The sequence below is a fragment of the Streptomyces sp. NPDC000880 genome (assembly GCF_053599675.1).
The window spans coordinates 1-26552 of the sequence record NZ_JBSFMS010000082.1 but is presented as its reverse complement, the minus strand read 5'-3'; the positions used below and the strand labels follow the sequence as shown (position 1 = coordinate 26552).

Annotated in this window: 22 protein-coding genes and 5 pseudogenes; 17 read left to right on the top strand and 10 right to left on the bottom strand. The window is 69.1% G+C overall.

The features are described 5' to 3' along the window. The first annotated feature begins 14 nt into the window (after positions 1-14). Positions 15-1646 (top strand): L-glutamate gamma-semialdehyde dehydrogenase, encoded by a 1632-nt coding sequence (gene pruA, locus ACWDO5_RS23860; protein ID WP_450532373.1) that lies wholly within the window; start codon positions 15-17, stop codon positions 1644-1646. Positions 1647-1754: 108 nt separating this feature from the next. Beyond that, entirely contained in the window at positions 1755-1994 is a 240-nt protein-coding gene (locus ACWDO5_RS23855) for a hypothetical protein (protein WP_450532372.1), read from the top strand. Here ACWDO5_RS23855 and ACWDO5_RS23850 read toward each other — a convergent pair. From ACWDO5_RS23850 to ACWDO5_RS23830, 5 genes and pseudogenes are all read right to left on the bottom strand, one after another. Then, a complete protein-coding gene (locus ACWDO5_RS23850; RefSeq protein ID WP_450532371.1) occupies positions 1939-2391 on the bottom strand; it encodes an ArsR/SmtB family transcription factor in 453 nt (150 codons plus the stop codon). The genes ACWDO5_RS23855 and ACWDO5_RS23850 overlap by 56 nt on opposite strands. Next, positions 2388-2843 carry an SRPBCC family protein gene (locus ACWDO5_RS23845; RefSeq protein ID WP_450532370.1) on the bottom strand — a complete coding sequence of 152 codons (456 nt, stop codon included), beginning with the start codon at positions 2841-2843 and terminating at the stop codon, positions 2388-2390. Before ACWDO5_RS23845 ends, ACWDO5_RS23850 begins: the two co-directional genes overlap by 4 nt. Before the next feature lie 21 nt (positions 2844-2864). Beyond that, positions 2865-3191 carry a hypothetical protein gene (locus ACWDO5_RS23840; RefSeq protein WP_450532369.1) on the bottom strand — a complete coding sequence of 109 codons (327 nt, stop codon included), beginning with the start codon at positions 3189-3191 and terminating at the stop codon, positions 2865-2867. A gap of 329 nt (positions 3192-3520) precedes the next feature. Next, positions 3521-3601, bottom strand: a pseudogene (locus tag ACWDO5_RS23835) (hypothetical protein); the annotation flags it as partial. A 230-nt stretch (positions 3602-3831) separates the two neighbouring features. Next, positions 3832-4050, bottom strand: coding sequence for a hypothetical protein (locus tag ACWDO5_RS23830; RefSeq protein WP_450532368.1), 219 nt, complete (start codon positions 4048-4050; stop codon positions 3832-3834). Between the two features lie 119 nt (positions 4051-4169). On the opposite strand from ACWDO5_RS23830, the gene ACWDO5_RS23825 reads away from it, so the two are divergent. After that, on the top strand, positions 4170-4712 hold the full coding sequence (locus ACWDO5_RS23825; protein WP_450532367.1) for a GNAT family N-acetyltransferase: 543 nt from the start codon (positions 4170-4172) through the stop codon (positions 4710-4712). A 324-nt stretch (positions 4713-5036) separates the two neighbouring features. Further along, positions 5037-5168, top strand: a complete 132-nt coding sequence (locus ACWDO5_RS23820) for a hypothetical protein (protein WP_450532366.1) — start codon at positions 5037-5039, stop codon at positions 5166-5168. A gap of 6 nt (positions 5169-5174) precedes the next feature. On the opposite strand, the gene ACWDO5_RS23815 is transcribed toward ACWDO5_RS23820, so the two are convergent. Continuing rightward, positions 5175-5366 (bottom strand): hypothetical protein, encoded by a 192-nt coding sequence (locus ACWDO5_RS23815; protein WP_450532365.1) that lies wholly within the window; start codon positions 5364-5366, stop codon positions 5175-5177. Between the two features lie 298 nt (positions 5367-5664). Between ACWDO5_RS23815 and ACWDO5_RS23810 the strand changes: the two genes are divergently transcribed. From ACWDO5_RS23810 to cimA, 5 genes and pseudogenes are all read left to right on the top strand, one after another. Next, complete coding sequence (locus tag ACWDO5_RS23810; RefSeq protein WP_450532364.1) at positions 5665-6708, top strand: 3-isopropylmalate dehydrogenase; 1044 nt, start codon at positions 5665-5667, stop codon at positions 6706-6708. Positions 6709-6945: 237 nt separating this feature from the next. Beyond that, positions 6946-8034, top strand: a complete 1089-nt coding sequence (locus ACWDO5_RS23805) for a branched-chain amino acid aminotransferase (protein ID WP_450532363.1) — start codon at positions 6946-6948, stop codon at positions 8032-8034. Between the two features lie 380 nt (positions 8035-8414). Next, positions 8415-8674 (top strand): annotated as a pseudogene (locus ACWDO5_RS23800) (TetR family transcriptional regulator C-terminal domain-containing protein); the annotation flags it as partial. Positions 8675-8754: 80 nt separating this feature from the next. Beyond that, positions 8755-10119 (top strand): MFS transporter, encoded by a 1365-nt coding sequence (locus ACWDO5_RS23795; protein ID WP_450532362.1) that lies wholly within the window; start codon positions 8755-8757, stop codon positions 10117-10119. Between the two features lie 373 nt (positions 10120-10492). Continuing rightward, positions 10493-12091, top strand: coding sequence for a citramalate synthase (gene cimA, locus ACWDO5_RS23790; RefSeq protein WP_450532361.1), 1599 nt, complete (start codon positions 10493-10495; stop codon positions 12089-12091). A 13-nt stretch (positions 12092-12104) separates the two neighbouring features. Here cimA and ACWDO5_RS23785 read toward each other — a convergent pair. After that, positions 12105-13061, bottom strand: a pseudogene (locus ACWDO5_RS23785) (ricin-type beta-trefoil lectin domain protein); the annotation flags it as partial. A 356-nt stretch (positions 13062-13417) separates the two neighbouring features. Between ACWDO5_RS23785 and ACWDO5_RS23780 the strand changes: the two are divergent. From ACWDO5_RS23780 to ACWDO5_RS23765, 4 genes and pseudogenes are all read left to right on the top strand, one after another. After that, positions 13418-14398: a LacI family DNA-binding transcriptional regulator gene (locus tag ACWDO5_RS23780; RefSeq protein ID WP_450532360.1), complete on the top strand. Its 981-nt coding sequence runs from the start codon at positions 13418-13420 to the stop codon at positions 14396-14398. 37 nt (positions 14399-14435) lie between these two features. Continuing rightward, positions 14436-16411, top strand: a pseudogene (locus tag ACWDO5_RS23775) (carbohydrate binding domain-containing protein); the annotation flags it as partial. Between the two features lie 342 nt (positions 16412-16753). Further along, positions 16754-18088 (top strand): hypothetical protein, encoded by a 1335-nt coding sequence (locus ACWDO5_RS23770; protein ID WP_450532359.1) that lies wholly within the window; start codon positions 16754-16756, stop codon positions 18086-18088. A gap of 240 nt (positions 18089-18328) precedes the next feature. Next, complete coding sequence (locus ACWDO5_RS23765; RefSeq protein WP_450532358.1) at positions 18329-18787, top strand: class I SAM-dependent methyltransferase; 459 nt, start codon at positions 18329-18331, stop codon at positions 18785-18787. Positions 18788-18873: 86 nt separating this feature from the next. Here ACWDO5_RS23765 and ACWDO5_RS23760 read toward each other — a convergent pair whose 3' ends face one another. Then, complete coding sequence (locus ACWDO5_RS23760) at positions 18874-19485, bottom strand: YceI family protein (RefSeq protein ID WP_450532356.1); 612 nt, start codon at positions 19483-19485, stop codon at positions 18874-18876. Between the two features lie 245 nt (positions 19486-19730). On the opposite strand from ACWDO5_RS23760, the gene ACWDO5_RS23755 reads away from it, so the two are divergent. Continuing rightward, positions 19731-20243 (top strand): hypothetical protein, encoded by a 513-nt coding sequence (locus ACWDO5_RS23755; protein ID WP_450532355.1) that lies wholly within the window; start codon positions 19731-19733, stop codon positions 20241-20243. Between the two features lie 75 nt (positions 20244-20318). On the opposite strand, the pseudogene ACWDO5_RS23750 reads toward ACWDO5_RS23755, so the two are convergent. Continuing rightward, a pseudogene (locus tag ACWDO5_RS23750) lies at positions 20319-21541 on the bottom strand (glycoside hydrolase family 64 protein). Positions 21542-21793: 252 nt separating this feature from the next. Between ACWDO5_RS23750 and ACWDO5_RS23745 the strand changes: the two are divergent. The 3 genes from ACWDO5_RS23745 to ACWDO5_RS23735 all read left to right on the top strand — a co-directional run bounded on the left by ACWDO5_RS23745 (position 21794) and on the right by ACWDO5_RS23735 (position 26113). Then, entirely contained in the window at positions 21794-24136 is a 2343-nt protein-coding gene (locus tag ACWDO5_RS23745) for a polysaccharide lyase 8 family protein (RefSeq protein WP_450532354.1), read from the top strand. Between the two features lie 154 nt (positions 24137-24290). Next, on the top strand, positions 24291-25874 hold the full coding sequence (locus ACWDO5_RS23740; RefSeq protein ID WP_450532353.1) for an acyl-CoA carboxylase subunit beta: 1584 nt from the start codon (positions 24291-24293) through the stop codon (positions 25872-25874). A 26-nt stretch (positions 25875-25900) separates the two neighbouring features. Then, positions 25901-26113 carry an acyl-CoA carboxylase subunit epsilon gene (locus tag ACWDO5_RS23735; RefSeq protein ID WP_450532352.1) on the top strand — a complete coding sequence of 71 codons (213 nt, stop codon included), beginning with the start codon at positions 25901-25903 and terminating at the stop codon, positions 26111-26113. Positions 26114-26283: 170 nt separating this feature from the next. On the opposite strand, the gene ACWDO5_RS23730 is transcribed toward ACWDO5_RS23735, so the two are convergent. Then, positions 26284-26552 (bottom strand): ATP/GTP-binding protein (locus ACWDO5_RS23730; RefSeq protein WP_450532351.1); only part of this gene is annotated, 269 nt, incomplete at its 5' end.

Here is a 26552-nt window from a genome sequence, read left to right as displayed (position 1 = left end):
GAGTATCGGAACTCATGGACGCTGTGACCCAGGTCCCCGCCCCGGTCAACGAGCCGGTGCACAGCTACGCTCCCGGCAGCCCCGAGCGCGCCCGGCTGGAGGCCAAGCTCAAGGAGCTGTCCGAGAACCCGATCGAACTGCCGATGACGATCGGCGGCGTGAAGCGGATGGGCGGCGGCGAGCGCCTCGACGTCGTACAGCCGCACAATCACAACGCCGTCATCGGCACCTTCGGCGGCGCCACGCAGCAGGACGCGCAGGACGCGATCGACGCCGCGCTTGCCGCCGCGCCCGCGTGGCGCGCGATGTCCTTCGACGACCGCGCCGCGATCATCCTGCGCGCGGCCGAGCTGCTGGCAGGACCGTGGCGCGAGACGCTCGCCGCCTCGACCATGCTGGGTCAGTCGAAGACCGTGCAGCAGGCCGAGATCGACACCCCCTGCGAGCTCGTCGACTTCTGGCGCTTCAACGTCAAGTACGCGCGTGACCTGCTCGCCGAGCAGCCGCCGGCCAACTCGCCGGGCGTCTGGAACCGTCTGGACCACCGCCCGCTCGAGGGCTTCGTCTACGCGATCACGCCGTTCAACTTCACCGCGATCGCGGGCAACCTGCCCACCGCCCCCGCGCTGATGGGCAATGTGGTGGTCTGGAAGCCGTCCCCGACCCAGACCCACGCGGCCGTTCTGCTGATGGAGCTGCTGGAGGAGGCGGGCCTGCCCAAGGGCGTCATCAACCTGCTGACGGGCGACGGCATCGCCGTCTCCGAGGTGGCCCTGAACCACCCCGAGCTGGCCGGCATCCACTTCACCGGCTCGACCAAGACCTTCCAGCACCTGTGGAAGACGGTCGGCAACAACATCGAGAAGTACCGCTCCTACCCGCGCATCGTCGGTGAGACGGGCGGCAAGGACTTCGTCGTCGCCCACCCGAGCGCCGACCGTGCCGTGCTGAAGACCGCGCTGACCCGCGGCTCCTTCGAGTTCCAGGGCCAGAAGTGCTCGGCGTCCTCGCGTGCGTACGTCCCGGCCTCGATCTGGAACTCCGGCTTCAAGGAGGAGTTCGCGGCCGAGGTCGACGGCATCAAGATGGGTGACGTCACGGACCTGACGAACTTCATCGGCGCCGTGATCGACGAGCGTGCCTTCGCCAAGAACAAGGCCGCGATCGACCGTGCGAAGGAAGACCCGAGCTGCAAGATCGTCGCGGGCGGGACGTACGACGACTCGGTCGGTTACTTCGTTCGCCCGACGGTCGTCGAGTGCTCGGACCCGGGCAACGAGGTCTTCACGACCGAGTACTTCGGCCCGTTCCTCGCGGTGCACGTGTACGAGGACGACGAGTACGACGCGATGCTGGAGCAGATGGAGTCGGTGTCCGCGTACGCACTGACCGGTGCGGTCATCGCGAACGACCGTGCCGCGGCGGCGTACACGATGGAGAAGCTGCGGTACGCCGCGGGCAACTTCTACATCAACGACAAGTCGACCGGGGCCGTCGTCGGCCAGCAGCCCTTCGGCGGCGGCCGCGCGTCCGGCACGAACGACAAGGCGGGCGCCCCGCAGAACCTGATGCGCTGGACGCTGACCCGCGCGATCAAGGAGACGCTGGTCCCCCCGACGGACTACTCGTACCCGCACATGGGCTGACGGTCAGCTCCCTGAATGCCGCCCCCGTCCTGGCCCCCACGCCGGACGGGGGCGGTTCACGTTCGGCGGGTTTACGCTGCTTCCAGGGGGCGCCGGAAGGAGGGTGTGATGCCTGGTTCCACGACGCTGGGTGGCGGCCACGGGGTCGACTCGATCGAGCACACCGATGCTGTGCGGCTGGCTTCCGTGCTACGGGAGTTGAGCGGACTGCTGGCGGTGGATGGGCCGAACCGCCTCACGGATGCGCAGGTCAGCGCCTTGTGCGGGGGACAGGTGCATCACCGGCAGGAGTTCAGCGAGTGGGTCGCCCGGGTTGCGCGGGAGCTGAGCCGGAAGGTGGCGGCGTAGCCGGGTCCGCCTCGGCGAGGCGTTTGATCGCCGAGAGCCGGTTGTCCCACTCGGAGGCGACGCGGTCCATCCAGCGGGCGGTGACGCCGAGCCGCGCGGGCAGCACGGTGTACCGCGCCTCGCGGCCCTTGCGGTTGCCGGCCACCAGACCGGCCCGGGTCAGGACCGCGAGGTGCTTGACGATCGCCTGCCGGCTGACCGGCAGCTCTGTCGCCAGGACTGTCGCCGTCGCCTCGCCGTGCGCGGCGATGGCGTCGAGTATCCGGCGGCGGGTCGGGTCCGCCAGCGCGGACAGGACCTCGGTGACGGCGTCCTGGTCCGTACTCCGGTCCGCGCCCGGGTCGGGGCCCGGGTCGGGGCCCCGACTGTCCGTGTCCTGGCGTGCGTCCGCTGTCATGCCGCGAGCCGCTCCGCGTACTGCTTGATGTTCTCGACCTGCTCGGTCCAGCCGCCCGAGTGGCTCTCGTACCCAGCTGTGTCGACCCTGTCCGCGGGGATGTCGAGGCCGGCGAAGCCGGTCTCCACCACACGCAGATGAGTCCCGTCGCCGTCCGGGGTGAGGGTGAACTCCACCAGGGTGGAGTTGCCCTCGACCGCCTGCTCACCGGGGAAGCCGCTCGCCCAGCGGTACGAGAAGTGGTGCGGCGGGTCCACCTTCACGATCGTCGTCGGGAACTGTCCGTACTCTCCGTGGTCCAGGTGCATCGTGCCGCCCGGACGCAGGTCGACCGGGGTCGGCTTGCCCTGTCCGAACCACGATCCGACGTGCTCCGGCTCCGTGAGCACCGCCCATACGCGCTCCACGGGCGCGGCGATGCTGATCTCTCGTTCGATCCGGTCCTCGCTCATGATCTTCAGCTCCCTGGTCGGCTATGGCATGCTACCCAATGGTTGCACGTCATGGCGGGAAGTGCAACCAATCGGTTGCGCGATGCTTTTCCTGCTGGCGGTCGCAGGTCGTCCGGCCCGGATGCCAGGGGCAGGCCGTCGCCGCGAACCGCCGTCCGCCACCACGCCGATCTCCAGCGTCGCGCCGCCACTGGCCACGTTCGCCGTCCGGACCAGGCCGGCCGGACCGTCCGTGACCGTCTCGACCAGCCGACTGCCCTGGCCGATCCGCAGCGGTACGGCGGCGGTGCGGGCCGCGCCCGCGTACGTACCGCCGATGAACCAGCGCGCACCGGCGCGCCGCGCCACCACCGCGCTGCTGCCCGGCTCGCCCGCCAGCAGTCGGGTCTCGTCCCACGCCGCCGGAAGCTGCTCCAGGAAGCGGCGCGCCTCCGGGCGGGCGTCGTACGACTCGGGCGTACCCGCGAGGTTCTGGATGCCGGACCGCCCGCGTCGGACGCCGCGTTGAATGGGTGAGGCGGGCGGCCGAGTAGGAGCCGGCGAGGTCGGATTCGGCGATCAGCGCGTAGCCGCCGGGCGTCCTGAACAGCGCCTGCATCATGTATTCGCTCGGCGGGCGCGGAGGCGGCGTCGTGGTGGGTGAAGAGGTTCTCGTTGTCCCGCCGGTACTGCCCGAGCCAGGCGTCTGCCCCGTCGGGCAGCGTGAAGGCGGACGCCTCGCCGAGGACGTTCCCGGTGTCGCCGGTGTCGGGAAGGATGTAGCGGTACGCGACGCCGTCCCGGGAAGCCCGGACGGCCGGCTCGAGCCGCGCGCCGCCGGCGGTACGGAACTGAGGGCCTCACGCACCTGGATGTGGCGGGTGCGGTCCTTGCCCGCGGCCGTCCGGTAGTACTCGGAGACCGTGCGATCGTTGCGGCCGAGGTAGATCAACCCCGCACGAAAGATCGGCTCTTTCGGTACGGATGCCGAGGTGGGACGGCTCCGCCGTCACGCTCCACGGCGAGGGTGAGAGTCCTTGTGCCGGGCGCCGAGGGCGAGCCTGGCGGTCGGTCCGTCGTGGTTCCGCACGGTCCAGGTGGGGCTCTTGGCCTGGGCCGGGGTGGAGACGAGCAGCGCGGCGGCGAGCGCGCCGCAGAGTACGAGGGCGAGGATCCGGTGCGGTAGTGCTACGAGTTCCTCCTGGAGCGTGGTCCGATGCTCAGCCATCCGATGACTGGGAAGATGGGTGCGAGTTGAGTGACCGTCAAGGCTTCTGACGCCATGGACGTCGGATCAACGGCAGGCTCGTGTCGAGCTCATGCGGGCGGCGGTGCCAGAGTGGGCGCATGACCGAGCCGCTGCGCGCCGCCCACACTTACCAGCTCTCCCCGGCCGAACTGGCCGAGATCCGCGCCCTGATGGACGACGCCTTCGAGGGCGACTTCAGTGACGAGGACTGGGACCACTCGCTCGGCGGCCTCCACGTGCTGGTACGCGACGGCAAGGGGATCGCCGCGCACGGCAGCGTGATCATGCGCCGACTGCTGCACGGGAGCCGCTCGTACCGCATCGGCTACATCGAGGCGCTGGCCGTACGCGCCGACCGCCGCAGGCAAGGGCTCGGCAGCCTGGTGATGGCCGAACTGGAACGGGTCGTCGACGGCGCGTACGAGTTCGGCGCGCTCTCCGCGTCCGACGACGGCGCCCAGTTGTACCTGGCGCGCGGCTGGCAGCTGTGGCAGGGCCGGGTCGAGGCGCTCGGCCCGGACGGGGTGGTGCACCTTCCGGACGAGGGGGACTCCACATATCTGCGCCCCGCCGCGGGCGGTCCACTGCCGCAGCCTCCTGCCGCGCTGCTCTTCGACTGGCGCGACGGGGACGTGTTGTAGCCGCGGTCGCGGTGCCTCAGCCGCAGACGTTCGCCCCCTCGGGTCGGCCGGGCATCCGGAGGCCGCGTTCGCTGCCGCTGGTCGACCGAGTCCGGGCCCTGATTCGAGAGCTGCGCACCCTCGCCGTCTCAGATAGTAGGAAGTCCGAGTAATTGTGGAGACAGAAGCGCGTACCTGTCCTAGCTTTGTAGAAGCCGAACGTCTCGCTCGATCCAGCGAATGGCGGTCGTGAGCCAGTGCCCCACGCAGGCAACCCCTGCGGCAGCGGCTCCCCGCCCCTTCCGGCGCCTCGAAATCATTTCTGATCTCAAGGAGTCGATCACCATGCCCGAGACGACCGTCCGCCGCCGAGTCCGTCACGCTTCCCGTCCGAGTGAGGCCGAGCGCAAGAATGCCGCCGCCGCCCTGCAGCGAGCCCTCGACCGCAGGGACAACGGCGGCTCCACCGGCCACTGAGCCGGATTACTGACCCGGGCGCTTCACCTCGAAGTAGTCGATGCGCTTGCCGCTCTCGGCAAGCGCGGAGACCTTCAGCTTCGGGGCGGTACCGGACTCCGCCTCCACCGCGAGGAACGAGAAGCCGGTGTACCGCACGCGCGACCACTGCACGGTGTCCGGGTCGGGCAGCCGCAGCTTGGTCCAGTGGAAGGTCACGATGGTGTCGTGGTCGTGGACGTTGCCCTCGTGGCCAGCGCGCCGCGGCGGGACAGCTTCGGGCGTGCGTGCTTGGCGCGCAGATACTCGTGCTGCTCCGGCATGCTCATGCGGCGGGCGAGCTGCTCGGGAATCCCGACGTGGGGGTGTCCTCAGTCATGGCGCAGAACTTGCCAGTAACTTACAACTCCCCGCCAGACTTTGAATGAATGAAGTTCAAACCAGTGCTGATCGACACTTGACGTCCAGATGATGGACGTCAAGTGTCATGGGGTGGGGCGGAGAGTAGGGTGCCGACATGTCTCGCAGCATCAATCTCGCAGTGGTCCCCGGTGACGGCATCGGCCAGGAGGTCGTGGCCCAGGGCTTGAAGGTCCTCACGGCAGTCCTCCCGCAAGATGTGAAGCTGGAGACCAAGGAGTACGACCTCGGCGCCCAGCGCTGGCACCGCACCGGAGAGACCCTCCCCGACGCGGAGCTCGACTCCCTCAAGAACCACGACGCGATCCTGCTCGGCGCGATCGGCGACCCGTCCGTGCCGTCCGGCGTGCTGGAGCGGGGGCTGCTGCTCAAACTGCGGTTCGCCTTCGACCACTACGTCAACCTGCGTCCGTCGAAGCTCTTCCCGAACACCGCCACCCCGCTGGCCGGCCGCCCCGACATCGACTTCGTCGTCGTCCGCGAGGGCACCGAGGGGCCGTACACCGGCAACGGCGGTTCCCTGCGCACCGGTACGCCCGCCGAGGTGGCCACCGAGGTCAGCGTCAATACGGCGTACGGCGTCGAGCGCGTTGTCCGTGACGCGTACGAGCGGGCCAACTCCCGCCCCCGCAAGAAGCTGACACTGGTCCACAAGAACAACGTCCTCGTCTACGCCGGCCACATGTGGAAGAACATCTTCGACGCGGTCGGCAAGGAGTACCCCGAGGTCACCACCGACTATCTGCACGTCGATGCCGCGACGATCTTCTTCGTCACCCAGCCGGAGCGTTTCGACGTCATTGTCACCGACAACCTTTTCGGTGACATTCTCACCGACCTCGCCGCTGCCGTGACCGGCGGCATCGGCCTGGCCGCGTCCGGCAACATCAACCCGACGGGCGCCTTCCCGTCGATGTTCGAACCCGTTCACGGCTCGGCGCCCGACATCGCGGGCACCGGCAAGGCGGACCCGACGGCGACCATCCTCTCCGTCGCCCTCCTCCTGCGGCACCTCGGCTTCGAGGCCGAGGCGGCACGTATCGAGGAGGCCGTCTCCGTCGACCTCCGGGGGCGCGACGGCGCCACCTTCCGTACGACGGACGAGATCGGCGACGCGCTCGCGGTACGAGTAGCGAGCTGACCCGTCGGTTTCGTACCACCACAGCCGCCGGGTCGCATCCGCACCCGGCGGCTTCTCCTGTGCGGCCTCCGGGTGCCACCATCAACCTTGGACCGCATTCACCCCGTTTCTTGCACAGTCCCACGCGAGTGGATAATCGGACGTGGGCCGTGGCATGCGGCAAAGCTCGGACGTCCTAGCAGTAGTAGCGGCGTGAGCGCGGTCCGTCACAAACAACCGGTGAAGGACACTGCACTCATGACGACGCCCACGATCGAGCTCAAGCCCTCCTCGCACCCGCTGTCCGACGCGGAGCGCGAGGCGATCCTGGCCAACCCAGGCTTCGGCCGCTACTTCACCGATCACATGGTGACGATCAAGTGGACGGAGGGGCGTGGGTGGCACGACGCTCAGCTCGTCCCGTATGCGCCGCTGTCGATCGACCCGGCCAACATGACGCTGCACTACGCGCAGGAGATCTTCGAAGGGCTCAAGGCCTACCGCCGCCCCGACGGTTCGGTCGCCAGCTTCCGGCCGGAGGCCAACGCCGAGCGCTTCCAGACGTCGGCGCGCCGGCTGGCCATGCCGGAGCTGCCGGTCGAGACGTTCATCGAGGCGTGTGACGCGCTCGTCCAGCAGGACAAGGCGTGGGTTCCGGCGCACGGTGGCGAGTCCTCGCTCTATCTGCGGCCCTTCATGATCGCGATGGAGGTCGGCCTCGGTGTGAAGCCGGCGAACGAGTACCTCTTCCTCGTCATCGCCTCGCCGGCCGAGGCGTACTTCCCCGGTGGCGTGCAGCCGGTCTCGGTCTGGCTCTCCGAGAACTACGTCCGCGCCGTCCCCGGTGGCATGGGCTTCGCCAAGACCGGCGGAAACTACGCGGCCTCACTGCTCGCCCAGGCCGAGGCGGCCGAGAAGGGCTGCGACCAGGTGGTCTGGCTCGACGCGCTGGAGCACAAGTGGGTCGAGGAAATGGGCGGCATGAACCTGTACTTCGTGTACGGGGACAAGATCGTCACCCCGGAGCTGACGGGTTCGCTGCTGGCGGGGGTCACCCGTGACTCACTGCTGAAGCTTGCCAAGGACCTGGGGTACAAGTCCGAAGAGGGCCGGATCTCGATCGAGGACTGGAAGCGCGACACCGAGAACGGCTCGCTCACGGAGGTCTTCGCGTGCGGCACGGCGGCGGTCATCACCCCGGTCGGCTCGGTCAAGTCGGCGGGCGCGGAGTGGACGCAGGTGGACGGGCAGCCGGGCAAGGTCACCCTGGAGCTGCGGAAGGCGCTGCTGGACATCCAGACGGGCGTCGCGGAGGACGTCCACGGCTGGATGCACGAACTGGGCTGACGCGCGCGTACTGTTCAAGGGCCCGCATCCCGCCTGTCGGGGCGCGGGCCTGTTGCCGCGGAGCGGTCAGGAGACAGCTACCTCCGGCTCAGGCTCCGGCCCACGCGCGCCATGTGCACCCAGCGCCGCGTACGCCGCCCCGCCACCACGTGAACTCCTCGCCCTCCGGCACGCCTCCAACCCCGAGTTCCTGCCGACCTTGGTGACGGCGGGCCACGGAATCGACCTCGACCAGGGCCGGTGGCCCGCAAGGAGCCCCGCGTCGCCTGGCCCGCCGGTCGCTCGGTCCACCGGGCTGCCCGCCGCTGCGCGGAACTCGCGGCCGATGTGCTGGCCTGTGCCCACGCCGCGGCCCCGCGCCGCGATCATCGGCCTGTCGCCGGTTCGCCGACGCCGACGCCGACGCCCGCGCCCGCCAGGCCGCGATCGAAGGTGCCTGGCACCGCGACCTGGTCGCGCTGCTCGCCGAGGGCATCTCCCGCGGCGAGTTCCGCACCGTCGACCCGACCGCTTCGCCACCCGGCTGCGCGCGCTCCTCGACGGGTTCAGCGTCCATGTCGCGGTCGGGATACCCGGCACCGGGCGTCCCCAAGTCCTCGCCCATGTGCGGGAGTTCCTCGACGACACGCTGTTTCCGTGAACGCAACGAACGCAAGTACTCCCGATCGTTGCGCCCTGCACCCTTGATCACGTTCTGCCACTCCGGCACGGTGTCCCCTTATGGGACGAGAGCACTGGAAGAAGATCTGGGTCGGTTCGGCCGGCAACATGGTCGAGTGGTTCGACTGGTTCGTGTACGCGACCTTCGCGGTGTACTTCGCGGACTCGTTCTTCCCCAAGGGAAATGAGACCGCGAACCTCATGAACACCATGGGGATCTTCGCGGTCGGCTTCTTCATGCGGCCGGTCGGTGGCTGGCTGCTCGGCCGGATCGGCGACCGCAAGGGCCGCAAGACCGCGTTGACCATGACCGTCACCCTCATGTCGGCGTCCGCGATTCTCATCGCGATCGCGCCGACCTACGAGGTCGCGGGCTACGGCGGCGTCGCCGTCCTGCTGGTCGCCCGGCTGCTCCAGGGCCTGTCGGTCGGCGGCGAGTACGCCGCCAGCGCCACGTACCTCACCGAGGCATCCGCACCCTCGAAGCGTGGCTTCGCCTCCAGTTTCCAGTACGTGTCGATGACCGCAGGCCAGCTCGTCGGCCTCGGCCTGCAGATCATCCTGCAGCGCAACATGTCCGAGGCGGCGCTGCACAGCTGGGGCTGGCGCATCCCCTTCGTCATCGGCGCACTGGGCGCGGCCATCGTCTTCTATCTGCGCCGGAACATGCTTGAGACCGAGGTGTACGAGGACTCGGGCGCCGCGCGGGACGAGGACCGCGGCACGCTGAAGGCGCTGTGGGCGCACAAGCGGGAGGCGTTCCTGGTGATCGCCCTGACCATGGGCGGGACCGTCGCGTACTACACGTACACGACCTACCTCACGAAGTTCCTCTCCACGAGCGCGGGCATGGAGAAGTCGACCGCCTCGTTGGTCAGCTTCTGCGCGCTGTTCGTCTTCATGTGCCTGCAGCCGCTGGCGGGCGCGCTCTCCGACCGGATCGGCCGCCGCCCGCTGCTGATCAGCTTCGCGGTCGGCTCGACTTTCCTGACCGTGCCGATCATGACGATGCTCAAGCACGCGGGCTCCTTCTGGCCGGCCTTCGGTCTGGCGCTCCTCGCGCTGGTCGTCGTCACCGGCTACACGTCGATCAACGCGTGCGTGAAGGCCGAGCTGTTCCCGACGGGCATCCGGGCGTTGGGTGTGGCCCTCCCTTACGCGATCGCGAACGCGCTGTTCGGCGGCACGGCGGAGTATGTCGCGCTCTGGTTCAAGGACGCGGGCGTGGAGTCGGGCTTCTACTGGTACGTGGCGGGGTGCGCGGCGGTGTCGCTGGTGGTGTACGTGACGATGCGCGAGACGCGCGACATCGACCTGAACCGGGTGAGTGCCCCCACCCCGCCCCTTCCCGTAACTGGGGCTCCGCCCCAGACCCCGGTCCTCAGTCACCCCCAGACTTCGTCCGGGAGAACCCCCACGGGCTGAAGACCCGGGCCCGGGCGGCCGGAAATCAAGCCCCGCCGGCGATTGAGGCGCGGGGGTCTGGGGGCGGAGCCCCCAGGTGCGGGCCGCCCGCATCGTGAGACCCCCGCCCGCCCGCCGCAGGCGTATGGCAGACTGCGACCGTGCTTTCGTTCGCCACGATTATTGGCAGCAGGCGCGCCGGTCCGCAGTGATCGCCTCGTACCACCACATGCGACGCGACCACCGTGCCCCAGACCCGCGCGCAGACCTCTCGCACCCGCGAGAGGTTTTTTCGTTTTACGGCCTCACCCCGGCCAAGAACGAGCCGCGCGGAGATGGGGGCAAGTGGAGCCAGCATTTCCGGAGCCACGAACCCGACAGGAGTCAATCAGCCATGACCACGGAGACCGACGACAGCTTTCATGTCTTTGACACGACGCTGCGCGATGGAGCCCAGCGCGAGGGCATCAACCTCACCGTCGCGGACAAGCTGACCATCGCCCGGCACCTGGACGACTTCGGCGTGGGGTTCATCGAGGGCGGCTGGCCCGGCGCCAATCCGCGGGACACGGAGTTCTTCTCCCGTGCCCAGCAGGAGATCACCTTCAAGCACGCCCAGCTCGTCGCCTTCGGCGCCACCCGCCGCGCCGGCGCCAAGGCCGCCGAGGATCCCCAGGTCAGAGCCCTCCTCGAATCGGGCGCCCCGGTGATCACGCTGGTCGCCAAATCGCACGACCGGCATGTGGAGCTGGCCCTTCGGACCACGCTCGAGGAGAACCTGGAGATGGTCCGCGACACCGTCTCCCACCTGCGCGAACAGGGCCGCCGGGTGTTCGTGGACTGCGAGCACTTCTTCGACGGCTACCGCGCCAATCCGGAGTACGCCAAGTCCGTCGTGCGCACGGCGGCCGGCGCGGGCGCCGACGTCGTCGTGCTGTGTGACACCAACGGTGGGATGCTGCCCGCCCAGATCCAGGCCGTCGTCGCCACCGTCCTCGCCGACACCGGCGCGCGCCTGGGCATCCACGCCCAGGACGACACGGGCTGCGCCGTCGCCAACACCCTGGCCGCGGTCGACGCGGGCGCCACCCACGTCCAGTGCACCGCCAACGGCTACGGCGAGCGGGTCGGCAACGCCAATCTCTTCCCGGTCGTGGCCGCACTGGAGCTCAAGTACGCCAAGAGGGTGCTCCCCGAGGGCGCGCTGGCCGACATGACCCGGATCTCGCACGCGATCGCCGAGGTAGTCAACCTGACTCCCTCCACGCACCAGCCCTACGTGGGTGTATCGGCCTTCGCCCACAAGGCCGGACTGCACGCCTCCGCCATCAAGATCGACCCGGATCTGTACCAGCACATCGACCCCGAGCAGGTCGGCAACACCATGCGGATGCTCGTCTCCGACATGGCGGGCCGCGCCTCCATCGAGCTCAAGGGCAAGGAGCTCGGCATCGACCTCGGCGGCGACCGCGAGCTCGTCGGCCGCGTCGTCGAGCGGGTCAAGGAACGCGAGCTCAAGGGCTACACGTACGAGGCCGCCGATGCCTCCTTCGAGCTGCTGCTGCGTGCGGAGGCCGAGGGCCGGGCCCGCAGTTACTTCCGTACGGAGTCCTGGCGGGCGATCGTCGAGGACCGCCCCGACGGCACCCACGCCAACGAAGCCACCGTGAAGCTGTGGGCAAAGGGCGAGCGCATCGTCGCCACCGCCGAGGGCAACGGCCCCGTCAACGCGCTGGACCGGGCGATGAAGGCTGGCCTGGAGAAGATCTACCCGCAGCTCGCCAAGCTGGAGCTGATCGACTACAAGGTCCGCATCCTCGAAGGCCGGCACGGAACCGAGTCCACCACTCGCGTGCTGATCACGACGGGCGACGGAGGCGGCGAATGGGCCACCGTCGGCGTCGCCGACAATGTCATCGCCGCCTCCTGGCAGGCCCTGGAGGACGCTTACATGTACGGTCTGCTGCGAGCCGGCGTCGAACCGGCCGAGTAGCCGCCCCCACGGGTCAGGCCTGGAGCCGCCACTTCTGGTTGGCGGCTCCGGTGCAGGACCAGATCTGCGCACGCGTGCCGTTCGCCGACGAGTTGTCCGAGACGTCCAGGCACTTGTCGGCCGGGACGTTCACCAGATCGCCGGTGGACGATTCGTAGCGCCACTGTTGCGCGCCCGAGCCGTTGCACCCGTACAGCCGCACCTTCGCGCCGTTCGCCGTCGAGGTGGCGGTCACGTCCAGACACTTGCCGAGCGCCTGGACGGTGCCGTCCGCGCGGACCGTCCAGCGCTGGGCGGCGGAGCCGTTGCAGTCCCACAGCTGGACGGCCGTGCCCTCGGCACTGGAGCCGCCCGCCACATCGAGGCACTTTCCGGCCAGGCCGATCAGGCTGCCCGTCGCGTCCGAGCCGCCGCCGCCCGCCTGGGCGCCGGACCAGGTGAAGGTCGCGGACGTCTTGCCGGGCAGGGAGTAAGTGGCGTGCTGGCCGCCCCAGTTGATCGTAATGCTCTGTGCCGACGACGCGTCGTTGTACGCGATCAACGCCTTCGACCCGTCGAGGTTGCGCCAGGCCACATTCGGCACGGCCGAGCTCGCCGTGGACTCGATCCGGTGGGCGCCCGGCTTCACGAACTTCGTGAGGTGGCCCATCGTGTAGTACTCGATCATGTAGTCGACCTGGCCGTGCCGGCCGTCACCGTTGTGCACGGTGATCAGGCCGTCGCAGACCCCGCAGCCGCCGTTGTGCGGGCCGCGCTTCTGGTCGACCGCGAGGGACCATTTGGTCACCGACTTCGCCCAGTTACGGGTGTAGTCGATGATGTTCATCATGTCCTCGCGCTGCTGATTGGCGATCCAGGTGCCGCCCGAGTGCTCGGTCTGGAAAGCGTCCAGCTGCGGGTACTGGTTGTGGACCTCCGTCTGCTTGGAGACGTCGCCGCCGTAGCCGTGCCAGGCGATCCCGCCGAAGTTGTGTTCACCTGCTCGCCCGCGGCGTGGGCGGAGCCGGTCGTCAGATCGGTGAGCCCGGCGGCAGCCAGGACCGATGCGAGCAGGATCCTGATCGTTCTCGTACGTCGCGCCATGGGCTGTGCCCTCTCTGGCAGAGGTGTGGGGGACGAGGCGTGAGTGAACTGCCCTTGGGTACGGCCGTCAAGTGTCTGCGCATTCATAGCCTGAACGCACAATCCCCTTCAGTCGCCTGGAATTTGAGATTCAAGGCATGTCGGTGTGAAGTCTTGACGACGCGGCATAACGCCGATTGACTTCGCGCGCACCACCGGTACCGGTTCCGGTACCGGTTCCGGAACTCGACCAGAAGGGCTCCGATGCGTGTCACGATCGCCGATGTCGCACGTGAGGCGGGTGTCAGCAAGACCACCGTGTCCCGCGTTCTGAACACCAAGGGCGAAGTGGACGTCACGACGGCCGCCCGCGTTCGTGAAGTGATCGCAAGCCTCGGCTATGTGCCCAGCAGCGGTGCCGTCGGCCTGGCCCGTGGCAGCAGCCGAACGGTCGGCATGCTCACGCCCCCGCTCAACTGGCCGTGGATGGGTGAAGCCCTCCAGGGAGTCGTCGACACCGTCGAGGCCGCCGGATACGGGCTGCTGCTCTTCACCTGCAACCGCGGCGCCGAGTCCGTGGAGCACTTCACCAGCCAGGTCTCGGCCCGCGCCTTCGACGGACTGCTCCTGGTCGAACCCGAGAACACCCTCGACACGATCACCGCCATGCACCGCAAGGGCCTCCCGGTCGTGTTGATCGACGACCGCGGCCACCACCCGGAGTTCCCGTCCGTCGCGACCACCAACCGCGAAGGCGGAGCGTCCGCGGCCCGCCATCTGATCGCCGCGGGTCGTACTCGCCCCCTCATCGTCACCGGCCGCCGCCACTTCGGCTGCGTACGCGACCGGTTGAGAGGCTTTCTCGACGTCCTGCCGACCGGCCTGATCGCCGAGGGGGACTTCACCGAGGCCTCCGGCCGGCTCGCGGTCGAGCGGGCCCTGGCCACCGGCACGCTTTTCGACTCGGTCTTCGCGCACAACGACCTCAGCGCGGTGGGTGCGCTGCGGGCGCTGCGCGCCGCGGGCCGGACCGTGCCGGACGACATCGCCGTGGTCGGTTTCGACGACATACCCATGGCCCAGCACACCGAGCCGCCGCTGACCACCGTCCGCCAGCCGATGCGGGAGATGGGCGAGACGGCGGCGCGGATGCTCCTCGCACACCTGGGCGGCACCCCGGCCGCCGACGAGCCCGTAGTCCTGCCCACCGAATTGATCGTCCGGCGTTCCGCACCCGCGTCGTGACATCAGCAAGACCCGTCCGTAGTTCAAGGAGCCGCAAATGCCACCCACCCGCCTGAGAACGAGAACAGGTACGGCGGTGCTCGCCGCGACCGCCGTACTCACCGGCCTGCTGGCCGGAGCCGCATCCGCCGCCGACGACCCCGCGCCCGTCCTCGTGGACCGCTTCGAGGGTGAGATTCCCTTCGCGAACCCGCCGGCCGAGTCCATCTTCACCTGGGGCAGCGACGCCGACGACCAGCCGAAACTGGAGATCAAGGAGCGCGCCGACTCCCCCGAAGGCAGCAAGGTCCTCGAAGGCGCCTACGACATCAGCGGCTGGGGCGGAGTCACCCACGACTTCGCCTTCGACAAGCCCGCCCACGACTGGACCGCGCACAAGGGCATCCGCTTCTGGTGGTACGGCCAGAACACCGCACCCCTACCGCCCGGTTCCGGCAAGCGCATCAACTTCGAGATCAAGGACGGCGGCGCCAACGGCGAAGCCTCCGAGCTGTGGACCACGTCCTTCACCGACGACTGGGAGGGCTGGCACCTCGTCGAGATCCCCTTCGCCGACTTCCAGTACCGCGCGGACTACCAGCCGGTCGGCGGCATCGACCAGGTCCTCGGCCTGAACGAGATGTGGGGGTACGCCCTCAGCCTGCCGACCGGCGCGCCCGGCAAGTTCGCCATGGACGGCGTCGAGCTGTACGGAAAGGCCGACCCGGCACTGAATGCGAAGGTCGTCACCGACGCCGCCGTGTACCCGGTCGACGAGGGCGGCACGGCCCAGGTGAAGCTCTCCGTCGCCACCACAGGCTCGGGCCCGATCGACGAGCCCGTGACCGTCGCGTACACGACCGAGGACGGCACCGCCGAGGCGGGCAAGGACTACGAGCCCGTCTCCGGCACGGTCACCTTCCCGGCCGGTACGGCCTCCGGCACCTCCAAGACCGTCGCCGTCGCCACCAAGAAGGACCGCACGGCCGAGTCCGCCGAGACGATCCCGCTGGGGGTCACCGTCACCGGCGCGAAGCCCCCGGCCGAGACCCCGCAGGTCGTCGTGGACGCCCACGGCCTGCCGTACCTCGACGCCAGGCTCCCGGTGAAGAAGCGTGTCGCCGACCTTCTCTCCCGGATGTCCATCGAGGAGAAGGCCGGCCAGATGACCCAGGCCGAGCGCAATGCGCTGGGGGCCCAGGGCGACATCGCGAGTTACGACCTCGGCTCGCTGCTCTCCGGCGGCGGCTCGGTTCCCACGCCCAACGCCCCTGAGGCCTGGGCGAAGATGGTCGACGCCTACCAACTGCGCGCCCAGGCAACCCGGTTCCAGATCCCCCTGATCTACGGCGTGGACGCGGTGCACGGCCACAACAACGTCATCGGGTCGACGATCATGCCGCACAACATCGGCATCGGAGCCACCCGTGACCCGGCCGTCGCCGAGAAGACCGGCGCGGTGACCGCCAAGGAAGTACGCGCCACCGGCATCCCGTGGGACTTCGCGCCCTGCCTCTGCGTCACCCGCGACGAGCGCTTACGGACGTCGCTCGGGTAGTCGCCGGGGGGTCCTGCTGAAGAACGACAGCGCGGTCCTGCCGCTCAAGCCGTCCCAGAAGGTGTACGTCGCCGGGTCCAACGCCGACGACCTCGGCAACCAGGCAGGCGGCTGGACCATCAGCTGGCAGGGCTCCTCAGGAAAGATCACGACCGACGGTGCTGATCGTTTCCGGCCGCCCGCAGCTCATCGGCGACCGCCTCGGCGACATCGACGCGCTCGTCGCCTCCTGGCTGCCCGGCACGGAGGGCGACGGTGTGGCCGACGTCCTCTACGGCAAGCGCGCCTTCACCGGTCAGCTCCCGGTCACCTGGCCGAAGTCTCAGGCACAGCTACCGGTCAACGTCGGGGACAAGGCGTACGACCCGCAGTACCCGTACGGCTGGGGCCTGACCACGCTGACCAAGCCGCCGTCGGGCGGTGAGCTCACCCTCAAGGCCATCGCCCTCTCGGCGAAGATCCTTGAGGCGGCGGGCCGGGCGGACTCCCCGGAGGCCAGGGCGCTGGTCTCGTAGGCCAGGCTGATCGCCCAGCAGAAGATCGGCCGGCACATCACCGAGGCTTCGGCGAAGCCGTTCGCCGAAGCGGACCACCTGCTGCTGTCGGGGGACCTCACGGGGGCGGTGGCGAAGCTGACGGCGGCGTACAGACTGGCCTGAGGCCGGGGGCTGAGCCCCAGACCCCCGTACATCAGCCCCTTGGGGGTCCCCCCCGGACGAAGTCTGGGGGAGATTGAGGAGCGGGGGTCCGGGGCGGAGCCCCGACTCCTGTATCTCTATTCTTGTCCGGATTCGCACCCATTCAGGTAGCGTCGAGGTATGAAGACCAGGCTGCTCACTGCACTGTCCGGTCTGCTGCTCGCCTTTTCGGCCACCGCCCTCGTCGCGGCGCCGGGAGCCCAAGCAGCCACCGGCCCCGAAACTGTGGCCGAAGCCCTTGAGCAGAGCCCCGTCTACGTCGATCCGCGCGCCTCGGGCCAGCTCTCCAAGGCCGAAGCGAACTCTCTCGCGAAGAAGATCAAGGACGCGGACAAGCCGCTGTTCGTGGCCGTCCTGCCGGCCGGGACGGCGGAGTTCCCGCCGAACACGGTCCTGCAGAACCTCCGCACCGAGGCCGGCATCACCGGCCTGTACGCCGTCCGCCTCGGCGACGGCTTCAACGCGGGCGCGGACCGCAGCGTCATGACCGAACAGGCCGTGCAGAACCTGGTCACCGCGGTCAAGACGCCCCCCGGCGCCGACGCCGCCACCCAGCTGAACAACTTCGTCGACCAGGCACTGCCCCAGCTGCGCGGCAGCGCCCCCTCCTCATGGGGCTCGGCCCCGGACGAAGGCGTGAACACCGCCGGCCTGATCGCGGTCGGCGCGGTCGCTGCCGCCGGCGGCGCGAGCGTGTACAGCGTGATCCGCCGCAATCGCCGCAAGCGGGAGGAGGCAGAGCGAGCCGCCCTCGACAAGCTGCGCGTGGTCGTCGACGAGGACATCACCGCGTTCGGCGAGGAGCTGGACCGGCTGGACTTCCACCCCTCGGAGAAGGGCGCGGACGACGCCATGCGCGCGGAATACGAGCGCGCACTCGACTCGTACGACAAGGCGAAGTCGCTGATGGGGTCGGCCGAGCACCCCAATGACGTACGCGCGGTCACGCAGGCACTGGAGGACGGCCGGTACTCACTGGCTGCCCTGGACGCACGCCGTACGGGTCGACCCGTGCCGGAGCGCCGGCCGCCCTGCTTCTTCGACCCGCGCCACGGTCTTTCGGTCGCCGACGTGACCTGGTCTCCGGCGGGCGCGACATCCCGCGAGGTCCCGGCCTGCGCCGCCGACAAGGCACGGCTGGAGGACGGCGAGGACCCGATGGCCCGCACGGTCGAGACGGAGTCCGGCCGCCGCCCGTACTGGGAGGCGGGTCCTGCGTACGGCCCCTGGGCGGGCGGCTACTTCGGCGGCGGCCTGCTGCCGGGCCTGCTGGTGGGCACGTTGCTGGGCAGCATGCTCTCCAGTCCGGCGTATGCGGCGGAGTACGGCGGCGGTGAGTTCAGTGGTGGCGACTACTCGGGCGCAGACTTCAACTCCTCCGACTTCGGCGGAGGGGACTGGGGCGGCGGAGGAGGCTTCGGCGGCGGTGGCGGCTTCGATGGCGGCGGCTTCTAGTGGGGTTCTACCCCGAGCGAGTCGTGCCGCGGATTGTCAACGTCGCCTGTGGGGCCAGGGCGGTGGAACCGCTACGGCGCCGAGTCTGCGAGGGCCTGAACGGCGAAGTGGTCGAGATCGGCTTCGGTTCGGGGCACAACGTTCCCTTTTACCCGGCGACCGTCGCCGGGGTGACAGCGATCGAGCCTTCCGACGTCGGATGGAGACTTGCCGGCGAACGCGTCAGGGAGGAGCGTCCCGGTGCGGCGCGCCGGTCTGGACGGCCAGTCCTTGCCGTTCGAGGAGAGCAGTTCTGACGCCGCCCTGTCCACTTGGACGCTGTGCACCATCCCCGATGCCGATGCCGATGCCGATGCCGATGCCGATGCCGACGCCGACCTGGGCGAGGTGCGGCGCGTCAAGCCCGGAGGGACCCTGCACTTCCTCGAGCACGGGCTGGCCCAGGACGAAAACGTGCGCCGCTGGCAGCGACGGCTCGACCCGATGGAGAAACGGCTCTTCGGCGGGTGTCACCTCACGCGGCCGACCGTCGACATGCTGACGACCGCGGGGTTCACGATTACGGCACTCGACGTCTTCTACGAGCAGGGAGCTCCGAAGTTCATGGGTGCCGACTCCCTCGGCACCGCCCTGTCTCCCCAGTCAGCGCTCCGCGTCGAAGGCGGCCCAGGCGGCCGGGAGCCCAGGCTGCCGCTGTAGCAACGGACGCCGAAGCGCCCCTCCGGCTCGACCGAGCGCCCGCCCCGGCCGGGGGGACGGCAGGGCGGGCGCGCTCAGCGGGTACGTCAGGCGGCGGCCTTGATCGCGGAGATGTCGAAGTTCAGTTTGACCTTGTCGCTGACCAGGACGCCGCCGGTCTCCAGTGCCGCGTTCCAGGTCAGGCCCCAGTCGGAGCGCAGGATGTCGGCGCTGCCCTCGAAGCCGACGCGCTCGTTGCCGAACGGATCGGTGGCGGAGCCGTTGAACTCCAGGTCGATGGCGAGCGGACGCGTGACGTCCTTGATTGTCAGGTCGCCGGTGATGCGGTACGAGTCGCCGCCGAGCTGCTCCGCGTGCGTCGAGCGGAACGTCATCAGCGGGTATGCCTCGGCCTCGAGGAAGTCGCCGCTGCGCAGGTGGGTGTCACGGTCCGCGCTGCCCGTGTCGATGCTGGCGATCTTGACGTCGATCTCGGCGGTGGAGTGGTCGGGGTCGGTGCCGTTCAGCCGCAGGCTGCCCGAGAATTCCCCGAACGAGCCGCGGACGTTGGTCACCATCGCGTGCCGCGCGGTGAAGCCGAAGCTGCTGTGGGCGGTGTCGATGGTGTAGTCACCGGTCAGCGCGGTCAGCGCGGGGTCGACGTCGAGCGTGGCGGTGGGGGTGGTGGCGGTGTCGGTCTTGCGGTTGAAGAGACCCATGGGCACTCCTTCGTGGACGTAGGGCGTGTTGTTTAAGGTTCAACGACATCCACCATAAGGCCATTCCGTTCAATCTTCAACTTCTCCTCGAGAGGTTCACCCAGAGGATGCGGCGGCCCCTCTGGCGACGCGCGTAGAACTCGGGCACCATCTCCTTGCTCCACCTGCACCGCCGTCCCAACCGGAATGCACGGTCCACGCCGGAACGCACAGTCCTCAACGGTCATCAGCAGGAGGGATCCCCCATGAAAGTCCGCTCCGCACTCAGCGCGCTCACGCTCGTCCTGGGCGCGCTCTTCGCGCCCGGATTCGGCGTCATCAGCGGCGCTACCGAAGCGCACGCCGTCACCAAGATCAGCCATGCCACGGCGACTTCGATGTTCCGCTCGTCCGGGATCACCTGGTCCTCGTCCGGCGGCTGCTCCGACCGCAACAACCCGTCGTGTACGTCCTTCGAGCAGCTCAACCTCGCCAGTGCGAAGGGAGCGCAGACCCTCAAGAGCGCGAGCGGCTGTGCGCTCAACATCACCGGAGGTACGGAGACCGGGCACGCGGGCGGCACGTACTCGCACTGGAACGGCTACAAGCTCGACTACAGCAAGTACACCTGCATCGGGAACTACATCAAGAACACCTTCACCTACATCGGCGCGCGTCCGGGCGACGGTGCCCCGCAGTGGAAGTCCGGCTCCGGAAACATCTACGCGGACGAGGGCAACCACTGGGACGTGACGTACTACAACTGCGGCGGCTGCTGAGCCGGTGCGGACGTGCGGGTGCCCGGCCGGTCCCCCCATGCCGGCCGGGCACCCGTCCGCGTCACGAGCCGGGGCTCAGGATCCGACGGTCAGCGTGAAGCGCCGCGGGTTGCCGTCGTACGCCGCGCCGGAGACGTCCGGCCGGCCGTCCGGGCGGACGTCGTCGTACGGGAAGGCGTACCCGATCGGGGTGTTGGCGTGCACGGCCCGGGACCAGTGGTTCGTCGCCGGGTCGCGGTAGTAGTCGGCCGAGGTCGCCCCGTTCGGCTGGTCGGGGTGGGTCAGCAGGGTCGTCCGGTTGAAGCCCGCGGCGAGCCTGGCCAGCAGGCCCTTCTTGTCGTCGGAGTCACCGGGGTTGTTGGCGAAGGGCCCGTGGTTGCAGGTGAAGATGTCCTTCGAGGTGGGCTTGGCGAAGGTGTGGCCGCCGGTGAAGGTCAGCACGTCGCCGCTCACCCGCCCCGTGCGCACCCCGCGGCCGCCCTGGAGGTCGATCCGCAGGTCGGTGGAGCGGTACTTGTCCCACACCCGGTTGATGTAGTTGTCGAAGACGTTCCGGAAGGGCATCTCGGCGGGCCGGTCGAAGAAGGGCGCCATCAGGTTCTGCGGCGAGATGACCCGTAGCACCTGGCCGCCCGAGCCGCGGACGACCAGCTTGTCCCAGGGTTGGCCGTCGCGGCCCGCCTGGGCCACGAGCTCGTCGGCGATCTTCTGGAGCGCGCCGTTCGGCAGCGTGGCGACCGTGTGGGTGGCGTCGCCGGTCAGCGTGAGGCCGATGGGGAGGGCAGTCACCAGGTCGACATAGCTGATGTTGGCGTAGAGCTGTGTCGGGTTGAAGGTGAACTCCGCGAATGACCAGGTGCGGCCGTAGTTGGCGTCGGAGGGGGTCGCGAAGGCCGGCTCGACGAGGGCGGGACCCGGGTTGACGAAGAAGTCCAGCTTGCTGTCGCGTACGAAATAGACGCGGGCGCCGAACATCTGGGGCAGCGTCAGCACGACCTGGCCGGCGCCCGCCGCGCGCAGCGGGATGGCGCAGTCGACGGGGAGCGGGGTCTGGGGTGCGGAGGGGGACTCGGGGTAGTAGACGCCGCCGCCGGGGCGGAGCAGCACCCAGCGTCCGGTGCCCTGCTCGTGGCCGGTGACATAGGCGTTGACCTGACCGGGCAACGACTTGTTCTCCAGGGCCAGTTCGCAGGTGGGGGGCGCCGCCTTGGCGCCGGGGCTGAGAGCGCTTCCCCAGGGGGGTAGGTGAGCGCGGTCGCTGCGGCGGTGCCGGACAGGAACATTCTGCGGGAAATCACGGATGAACTCCTGTACTTGTGGGGGTGTCCACCACTCTTGCGACGGTGGGAGCGGTCGTCAAGAGGTGTGGCTGAGAGCGCTCTCACAATCTTCGCCGCTTCATAAGTTGTCGATCGCAGCGGGGACTTGGACCAACGCGCGGCGGTTATTGGACTGCCGCCTCAGAAACCTGTCACGCCCATTGAAGGTACGGCGAAGGGCTGCTAGACCAACGGGCAACCGGTCTACACCACTTCTGTCCGGAGGCTCCCGTGCCGCTCACGCCCGCATGGTCCCGCCGCACCTTCCTCGCCGCTGCGGGAGCAAGCGCCCTCACCCTGAGCATCCCTTCTCAGGGGCACGCCATCGAACAGGACGAGTACGAGACACTGCGCCTGCGCTGGCTGGAGATAAGCCTCGGGACCGGCTACGACCCGACCGTGGAGCCCTACGCCTCCCGCCTCGCCGAGACCGGCGAACTGGCCGCTGGATTCCGCGCGGCCATGGCTCCCACCGACGCCTCCCTGTGGCCCGGCTACACCTTCGACCCGCCCTCCGGCATCACCCAGAGCTACAGCCGCCTGTGGACCATGACCCAGGCGTACGCGCAGCAGGGCACCGGCCTCACCGGCGACGCCGGGCTCCTCGCCGACATCATCCGCGGCCTCGACCACCTCGCCGCGAAGATCTACAACCCCTCCACCACCCGCTACGGCAACTGGTGGGAGTGGCAGATAGGCAGCCCCCGCCTCCTCATGGACATCGTCGCCGTCCTCCAGGACAAGCTCACCCAGGACCGGCGAGACGCCGTCTTCGCCGCCGTCGACCACTTCATCCCCGACGCGATGCTCGGCAACTACAGCGGCACATCCACCGGCGCCAACCGCGTCGACCTCTGCCGCTCCGTCGCCCTGCGCGGCGTCCTCGGCAGGGCCCCGGAGAAGATCGCACTCGCCCGCGACGCCCTGTCGCCCGTCTTCCCGTACGTCACCAAGGGCGACGGCCTCTACGCCGACGGATCGTTCATCCAGCACACCTGGGTCGCCTACTCCGGCACGTACGGGCAGGTCATGCTCGACGGCCTCGGCCGCCTCTTCGCCCTGCTCGCGGGCGGAGCCTGGGCCGTCACCGACCCCAACCGCCAGATCATCCTGGACAGCGTCGAGCACGCGTACGCGCCCCTGATCTACAACGGGCTGATGATGGACAGCGTCAACGGCCGTGCCATCAGCCGGGGTTACCTCAAGAACGACGAGCGCAGGATCATGCGCAGCGACCACTTCCACGGGCAGGGCCTGATCGCCGCGATCGCGCTGCTCGCGGGCGGAGCCTCCGCCGCCGAGCGGGAGCGCTGGCACGCCAGGATCAAGGGCTGGATCGAGCGGGACACCGTGACGCCGGTCCTCACCGGCCGGCAGTTCGGCGTCGCCGACCTCTCCCGGCTGCACGCGGCCGCCGCGTCGCCCGTCCCGGCCGCGCCCGAGCCGGTCGGCCATCAACTCTTCGCCTCGATGGACCGGGCCGTGCACCGCCGCCCCGGCTGGGCCGCGAACATCTCCATGGCGTCGGAGCGGATCTCGTACTACGAGTGCGGCAACGGCGAGAATCCGCGCGGCTGGCATACCGGAGCCGGAATGCTCTACTGGTGGCCGGGCGAGGCTGCGGGTGGCCGGTCCGATCAGTACACAGACTGGTTCTGGCCGACCGTCGACTTCTACCGGCTGCCCGGAACGACCGTGTCGACCAAGCGACTTGCCGACCGGGCGGGCGGCGAATGGGGCGTGCCCAAGCCCGCGGCGAAGTGGGTCGGCGGGGCGAGCGACGGCGAGTTCGCGGCCGTCGGCCAGCATCTGCTCGGCCTCGGCTCCACCCTCGAGGCCCGTAAGTCGTGGTTCTGCCTCGCAGACGAGGTCGCCTGCCTCGGCGCGGGCATCACGAGCAGCGACGGGGTGCCCGTCGAGACGGTCGTCGACAACCGCAACCTCGGCGAGGGCGGCACCAACGCCCTGACCGTCGGTTCCCGCTGGGCGCACCTCGAAGGCCACGGCGGCTGGATCTTCCCCGGCGGCACCGGCCGGCTGCGCACCCTGCGTGAGGACCGCACCGGTGCCTGGAGCGACATCAACACCACCAGCTCCACCGAGCGCGTCACCCGCCGCTACCAGACTCTCTGGCTCGACCACGGCACCGACCCGGTGGCGGCCTCGTACGCGTATTTGCTGCTGCCGGGAGCAAGCCGCCGCACCGTCACCGCGCGCGCCCGCGACGGCCGTCGGGTGGAGATCCTCGCCAACAGCGAGGCCTGCCAGGCGGTCGCTGTCCGCTCCCTGGGACTGACTGCCGCGAACTTCTGGCAGCCCGGTACGGTGGGCCCGCTCACCGCGACCGCGCCGGCGAGTGCCCTCGTTCGGAGTAATCGCCACACGGCAACTCTTCATATCAGCGAGCCGCCGCGCACCGGGGCACCGCTGGAGATCACCTGGCACCACCCGGTGTACAAGGTGAGCAGCAAGGATGCGTCCGTCGAGGTGCTCGCCACCGGCCGGTCGCTGCGGCTGCGAATCACCGGAGGCGGCGCTGGAGCCAGCCACCACTGTGAGGTGGCTCTCAGGTGAACGCCTTGTTGAACATCCACAAAGCTTGATGGCCATGAGCTGGTAGTAGGCCTGCAGTGCGCGATGGATCTGTTCAAGGGCGACAGGAGAAAGGTCCGGAGACTGTACGGAGTCAACGGCAGGGTTTTCTTGGTCGGATCCGTAGGGTCGATGCATGACCGTTTTGGACGAGACCACCGCCGAGCCGAATGACGCGCGTGGGCGTGTGGCCGAGCTGCACGCTCTGCGCGACGAGGCACGCCGCGGCCCCAGCGACCGTGCGACCCAGGCGCAGCACGCCAAGGGCAAGCTGACCGCTCGCGAGCGTATCGCGCTGCTGTTGGACGAGGGCTCGTTCCATGAGGTGGAGCAGCTGCGGCGGCATCGGGCGACGGGGTTCGGCCTGGAGACCAAGAAGCCGTACACCGATGGTGTCATCACCGGGTGGGGCACGGTCGAGGGCCGGACGGTGTTCGTCTATGCGCACGACTTCCGGATCTTCGGTGGCGCGCTCGGGGAGGCGCATGCCACCAAGATCCACAAGATTATGGACATGGCCATCTCGGCCGGGGCTCCGCTGGTCTCGCTGAACGACGGCGCCGGTGCCCGTATCCAGGAGGGTGTCTCGGCGCTCGCAGGCTACGGCGGTATCTTCCAGCGCAACACCCGTGCCTCCGGTGTCATCCCGCAGATCAGTGTGATGCTCGGGCCGTGTGCGGGTGGTGCGGCGTACTCGCCCGCTTTGACGGACTTCGTGTTCATGGTCCGTGAAACCTCGCAGATGTTCATCACCGGTCCTGACGTCGTCAAGGCCGTCACCGGTGAGGAGATCACGCAGAACGGTCTGGGCGGTGCGGATGTGCATGCCGAGACGAGCGGTGTGGCGCACTTCGCGTATGACGACGAGGAGACCTGCATCGCCGAGGTGCGCTACCTGCTGGCGATGCTGCCCTCGAACAACCGGGAGAACCCGCCGGTCGGTCATGCCGAGGATCCGGCGGACCGGCGCTGCGACGTTCTGCTGGACCTGGTGCCGGCGGACGGGAACCGCCCGTACGACATGCACAAAGTCATCGAGGAACTCGTCGACGACGGTGACTATCTCGAGATCCACGAGCGCTGGGCCCGCAACATCATCTGTGCGCTGGCGCGGCTCGATGGTCAGGTGGTCGGCATCGTCGCCAACCAGCCGCAGTCGCTGGCCGGTGTTCTGGACATCGAGGCGAGTGAGAAGGCCGCACGGTTTGTGCAGATGTGCGACGCTTTCAATATCCCGATCATCACGCTGCTGGACGTGCCCGGCTTCCTGCCGGGCGTCGATCAGGAGCACGGTGGGATCATCCGGCACGGTGCGAAGCTGCTGTATGCGTACTGCAACGCCACTGTGCCGAGGATCTCGCTGATCCTGCGCAAGGCGTACGGGGGTGCCTACATCGTCATGGACTCCCAGTCCATCGGTGCGGACCTCACCTACGCCTGGCCGACCAACGAGATCGCGGTGATGGGCGCCGATGGTGCCGCCAATGTCATCTTCCGCCGGCAGATCGCCGAGGCCGAGGACCCCGAGGCCATGCGGGTGCGCATGGTCAAGGAGTACAAGGCCGAGCTGATGCACCCGTACTACGCCGCGGAGCGCGGCCTGGTCGACGACGTCATCGACCCCGCCGAGACACGCGAGGTGCTGATCGCATCCCTCGCGATGCTCCGTACGAAGCACGCCGACCTGCCGTCCCGCAAGCACGGCAACCCCCCGCAGTAACCCTGCGAGACTGGAGCCCGAAAGCCATGAGCACTCCTGCTGAGTCGTCCTCCTCCGTGCTGCGCGTCGAAAAGGGTCACGCCGACCCCGAGGAGCTGGCCGCGATCACCGCGGTGCTGCTCGCGCGCGCGGCGTCCCAGTCCGAGACCGACGCTGCCCACGGCGGCCGCTCCACGGCAGGCTGGCGCCGCCTGGAGCGGCAGCGGGGCTTCCGCACGGCCCACAGCTGGCAGGGCTGACGCTGCTGCCGCGTTACGTAGACCCCAGCGCCCGGTACGGGCGCTGGGGTCTTTGGCGTTCTCCCCCAGTTCGGGAAGGGGCGGGCAGGGGAGAAACAACAGCAGGACGCCCCCGCGCTCCAAGCAGGAGGCGAGGGCGTCCTCACAGAGACACGCGGCCGCGGTACCGGCTACCGCAGGCGCGCCATCAGTGCGTGTTCGACCAGTGTGATCAGGGCGCTCTTGGCGTCCGCGCGATGGCGGGCGTCGGTGGTGATGATCGGAGCGTCGGGGCCGATCTGCAGGGCCTCCCGCACCTCTTCCGGGTTGTACGGCTGGTGTCCGTCGAAGCCGTTGAGGGCTATGACGAAGGGCAGGCCGCTGTTCTCGAAGTAGTCGACTGCTGGGAAGCAGTCCGCGAGGCGACGCGTGTCCACCAGCACCACGGCGCCGATCGCGC

Coding starts and splice junctions, on each gene's coding strand:
- pruA (WP_450532373.1), top strand. CDS start 15: ATGGACGCTGTGACCCAGGTCCCCGCCCCGGTCAACGAGCCGGTGCAC.
- ACWDO5_RS23855 (WP_450532372.1), top strand. CDS start 1,755: ATGCCTGGTTCCACGACGCTGGGTGGCGGCCACGGGGTCGACTCGATC.
- ACWDO5_RS23850 (WP_450532371.1), bottom strand. CDS start 2,391: ATGACAGCGGACGCACGCCAGGACACGGACAGTCGGGGCCCCGACCCG.
- ACWDO5_RS23845 (WP_450532370.1), bottom strand. CDS start 2,843: ATGAGCGAGGACCGGATCGAACGAGAGATCAGCATCGCCGCGCCCGTG.
- ACWDO5_RS23830 (WP_450532368.1), bottom strand. CDS start 4,050: ATGGCTGAGCATCGGACCACGCTCCAGGAGGAACTCGTAGCACTACCG.
- ACWDO5_RS23825 (WP_450532367.1), top strand. CDS start 4,170: ATGACCGAGCCGCTGCGCGCCGCCCACACTTACCAGCTCTCCCCGGCC.
- ACWDO5_RS23820 (WP_450532366.1), top strand. CDS start 5,037: ATGCCCGAGACGACCGTCCGCCGCCGAGTCCGTCACGCTTCCCGTCCG.
- ACWDO5_RS23810 (WP_450532364.1), top strand. CDS start 5,665: ATGTCTCGCAGCATCAATCTCGCAGTGGTCCCCGGTGACGGCATCGGC.
- ACWDO5_RS23805 (WP_450532363.1), top strand. CDS start 6,946: ATGACGACGCCCACGATCGAGCTCAAGCCCTCCTCGCACCCGCTGTCC.
- ACWDO5_RS23795 (WP_450532362.1), top strand. CDS start 8,755: ATGGGACGAGAGCACTGGAAGAAGATCTGGGTCGGTTCGGCCGGCAAC.
- cimA (WP_450532361.1), top strand. CDS start 10,493: ATGACCACGGAGACCGACGACAGCTTTCATGTCTTTGACACGACGCTG.
- ACWDO5_RS23780 (WP_450532360.1), top strand. CDS start 13,418: ATGCGTGTCACGATCGCCGATGTCGCACGTGAGGCGGGTGTCAGCAAG.
- ACWDO5_RS23770 (WP_450532359.1), top strand. CDS start 16,754: ATGAAGACCAGGCTGCTCACTGCACTGTCCGGTCTGCTGCTCGCCTTT.
- ACWDO5_RS23760 (WP_450532356.1), bottom strand. CDS start 19,485: ATGGGTCTCTTCAACCGCAAGACCGACACCGCCACCACCCCCACCGCC.
- ACWDO5_RS23755 (WP_450532355.1), top strand. CDS start 19,731: ATGAAAGTCCGCTCCGCACTCAGCGCGCTCACGCTCGTCCTGGGCGCG.
- ACWDO5_RS23740 (WP_450532353.1), top strand. CDS start 24,291: ATGACCGTTTTGGACGAGACCACCGCCGAGCCGAATGACGCGCGTGGG.
- ACWDO5_RS23735 (WP_450532352.1), top strand. CDS start 25,901: ATGAGCACTCCTGCTGAGTCGTCCTCCTCCGTGCTGCGCGTCGAAAAG.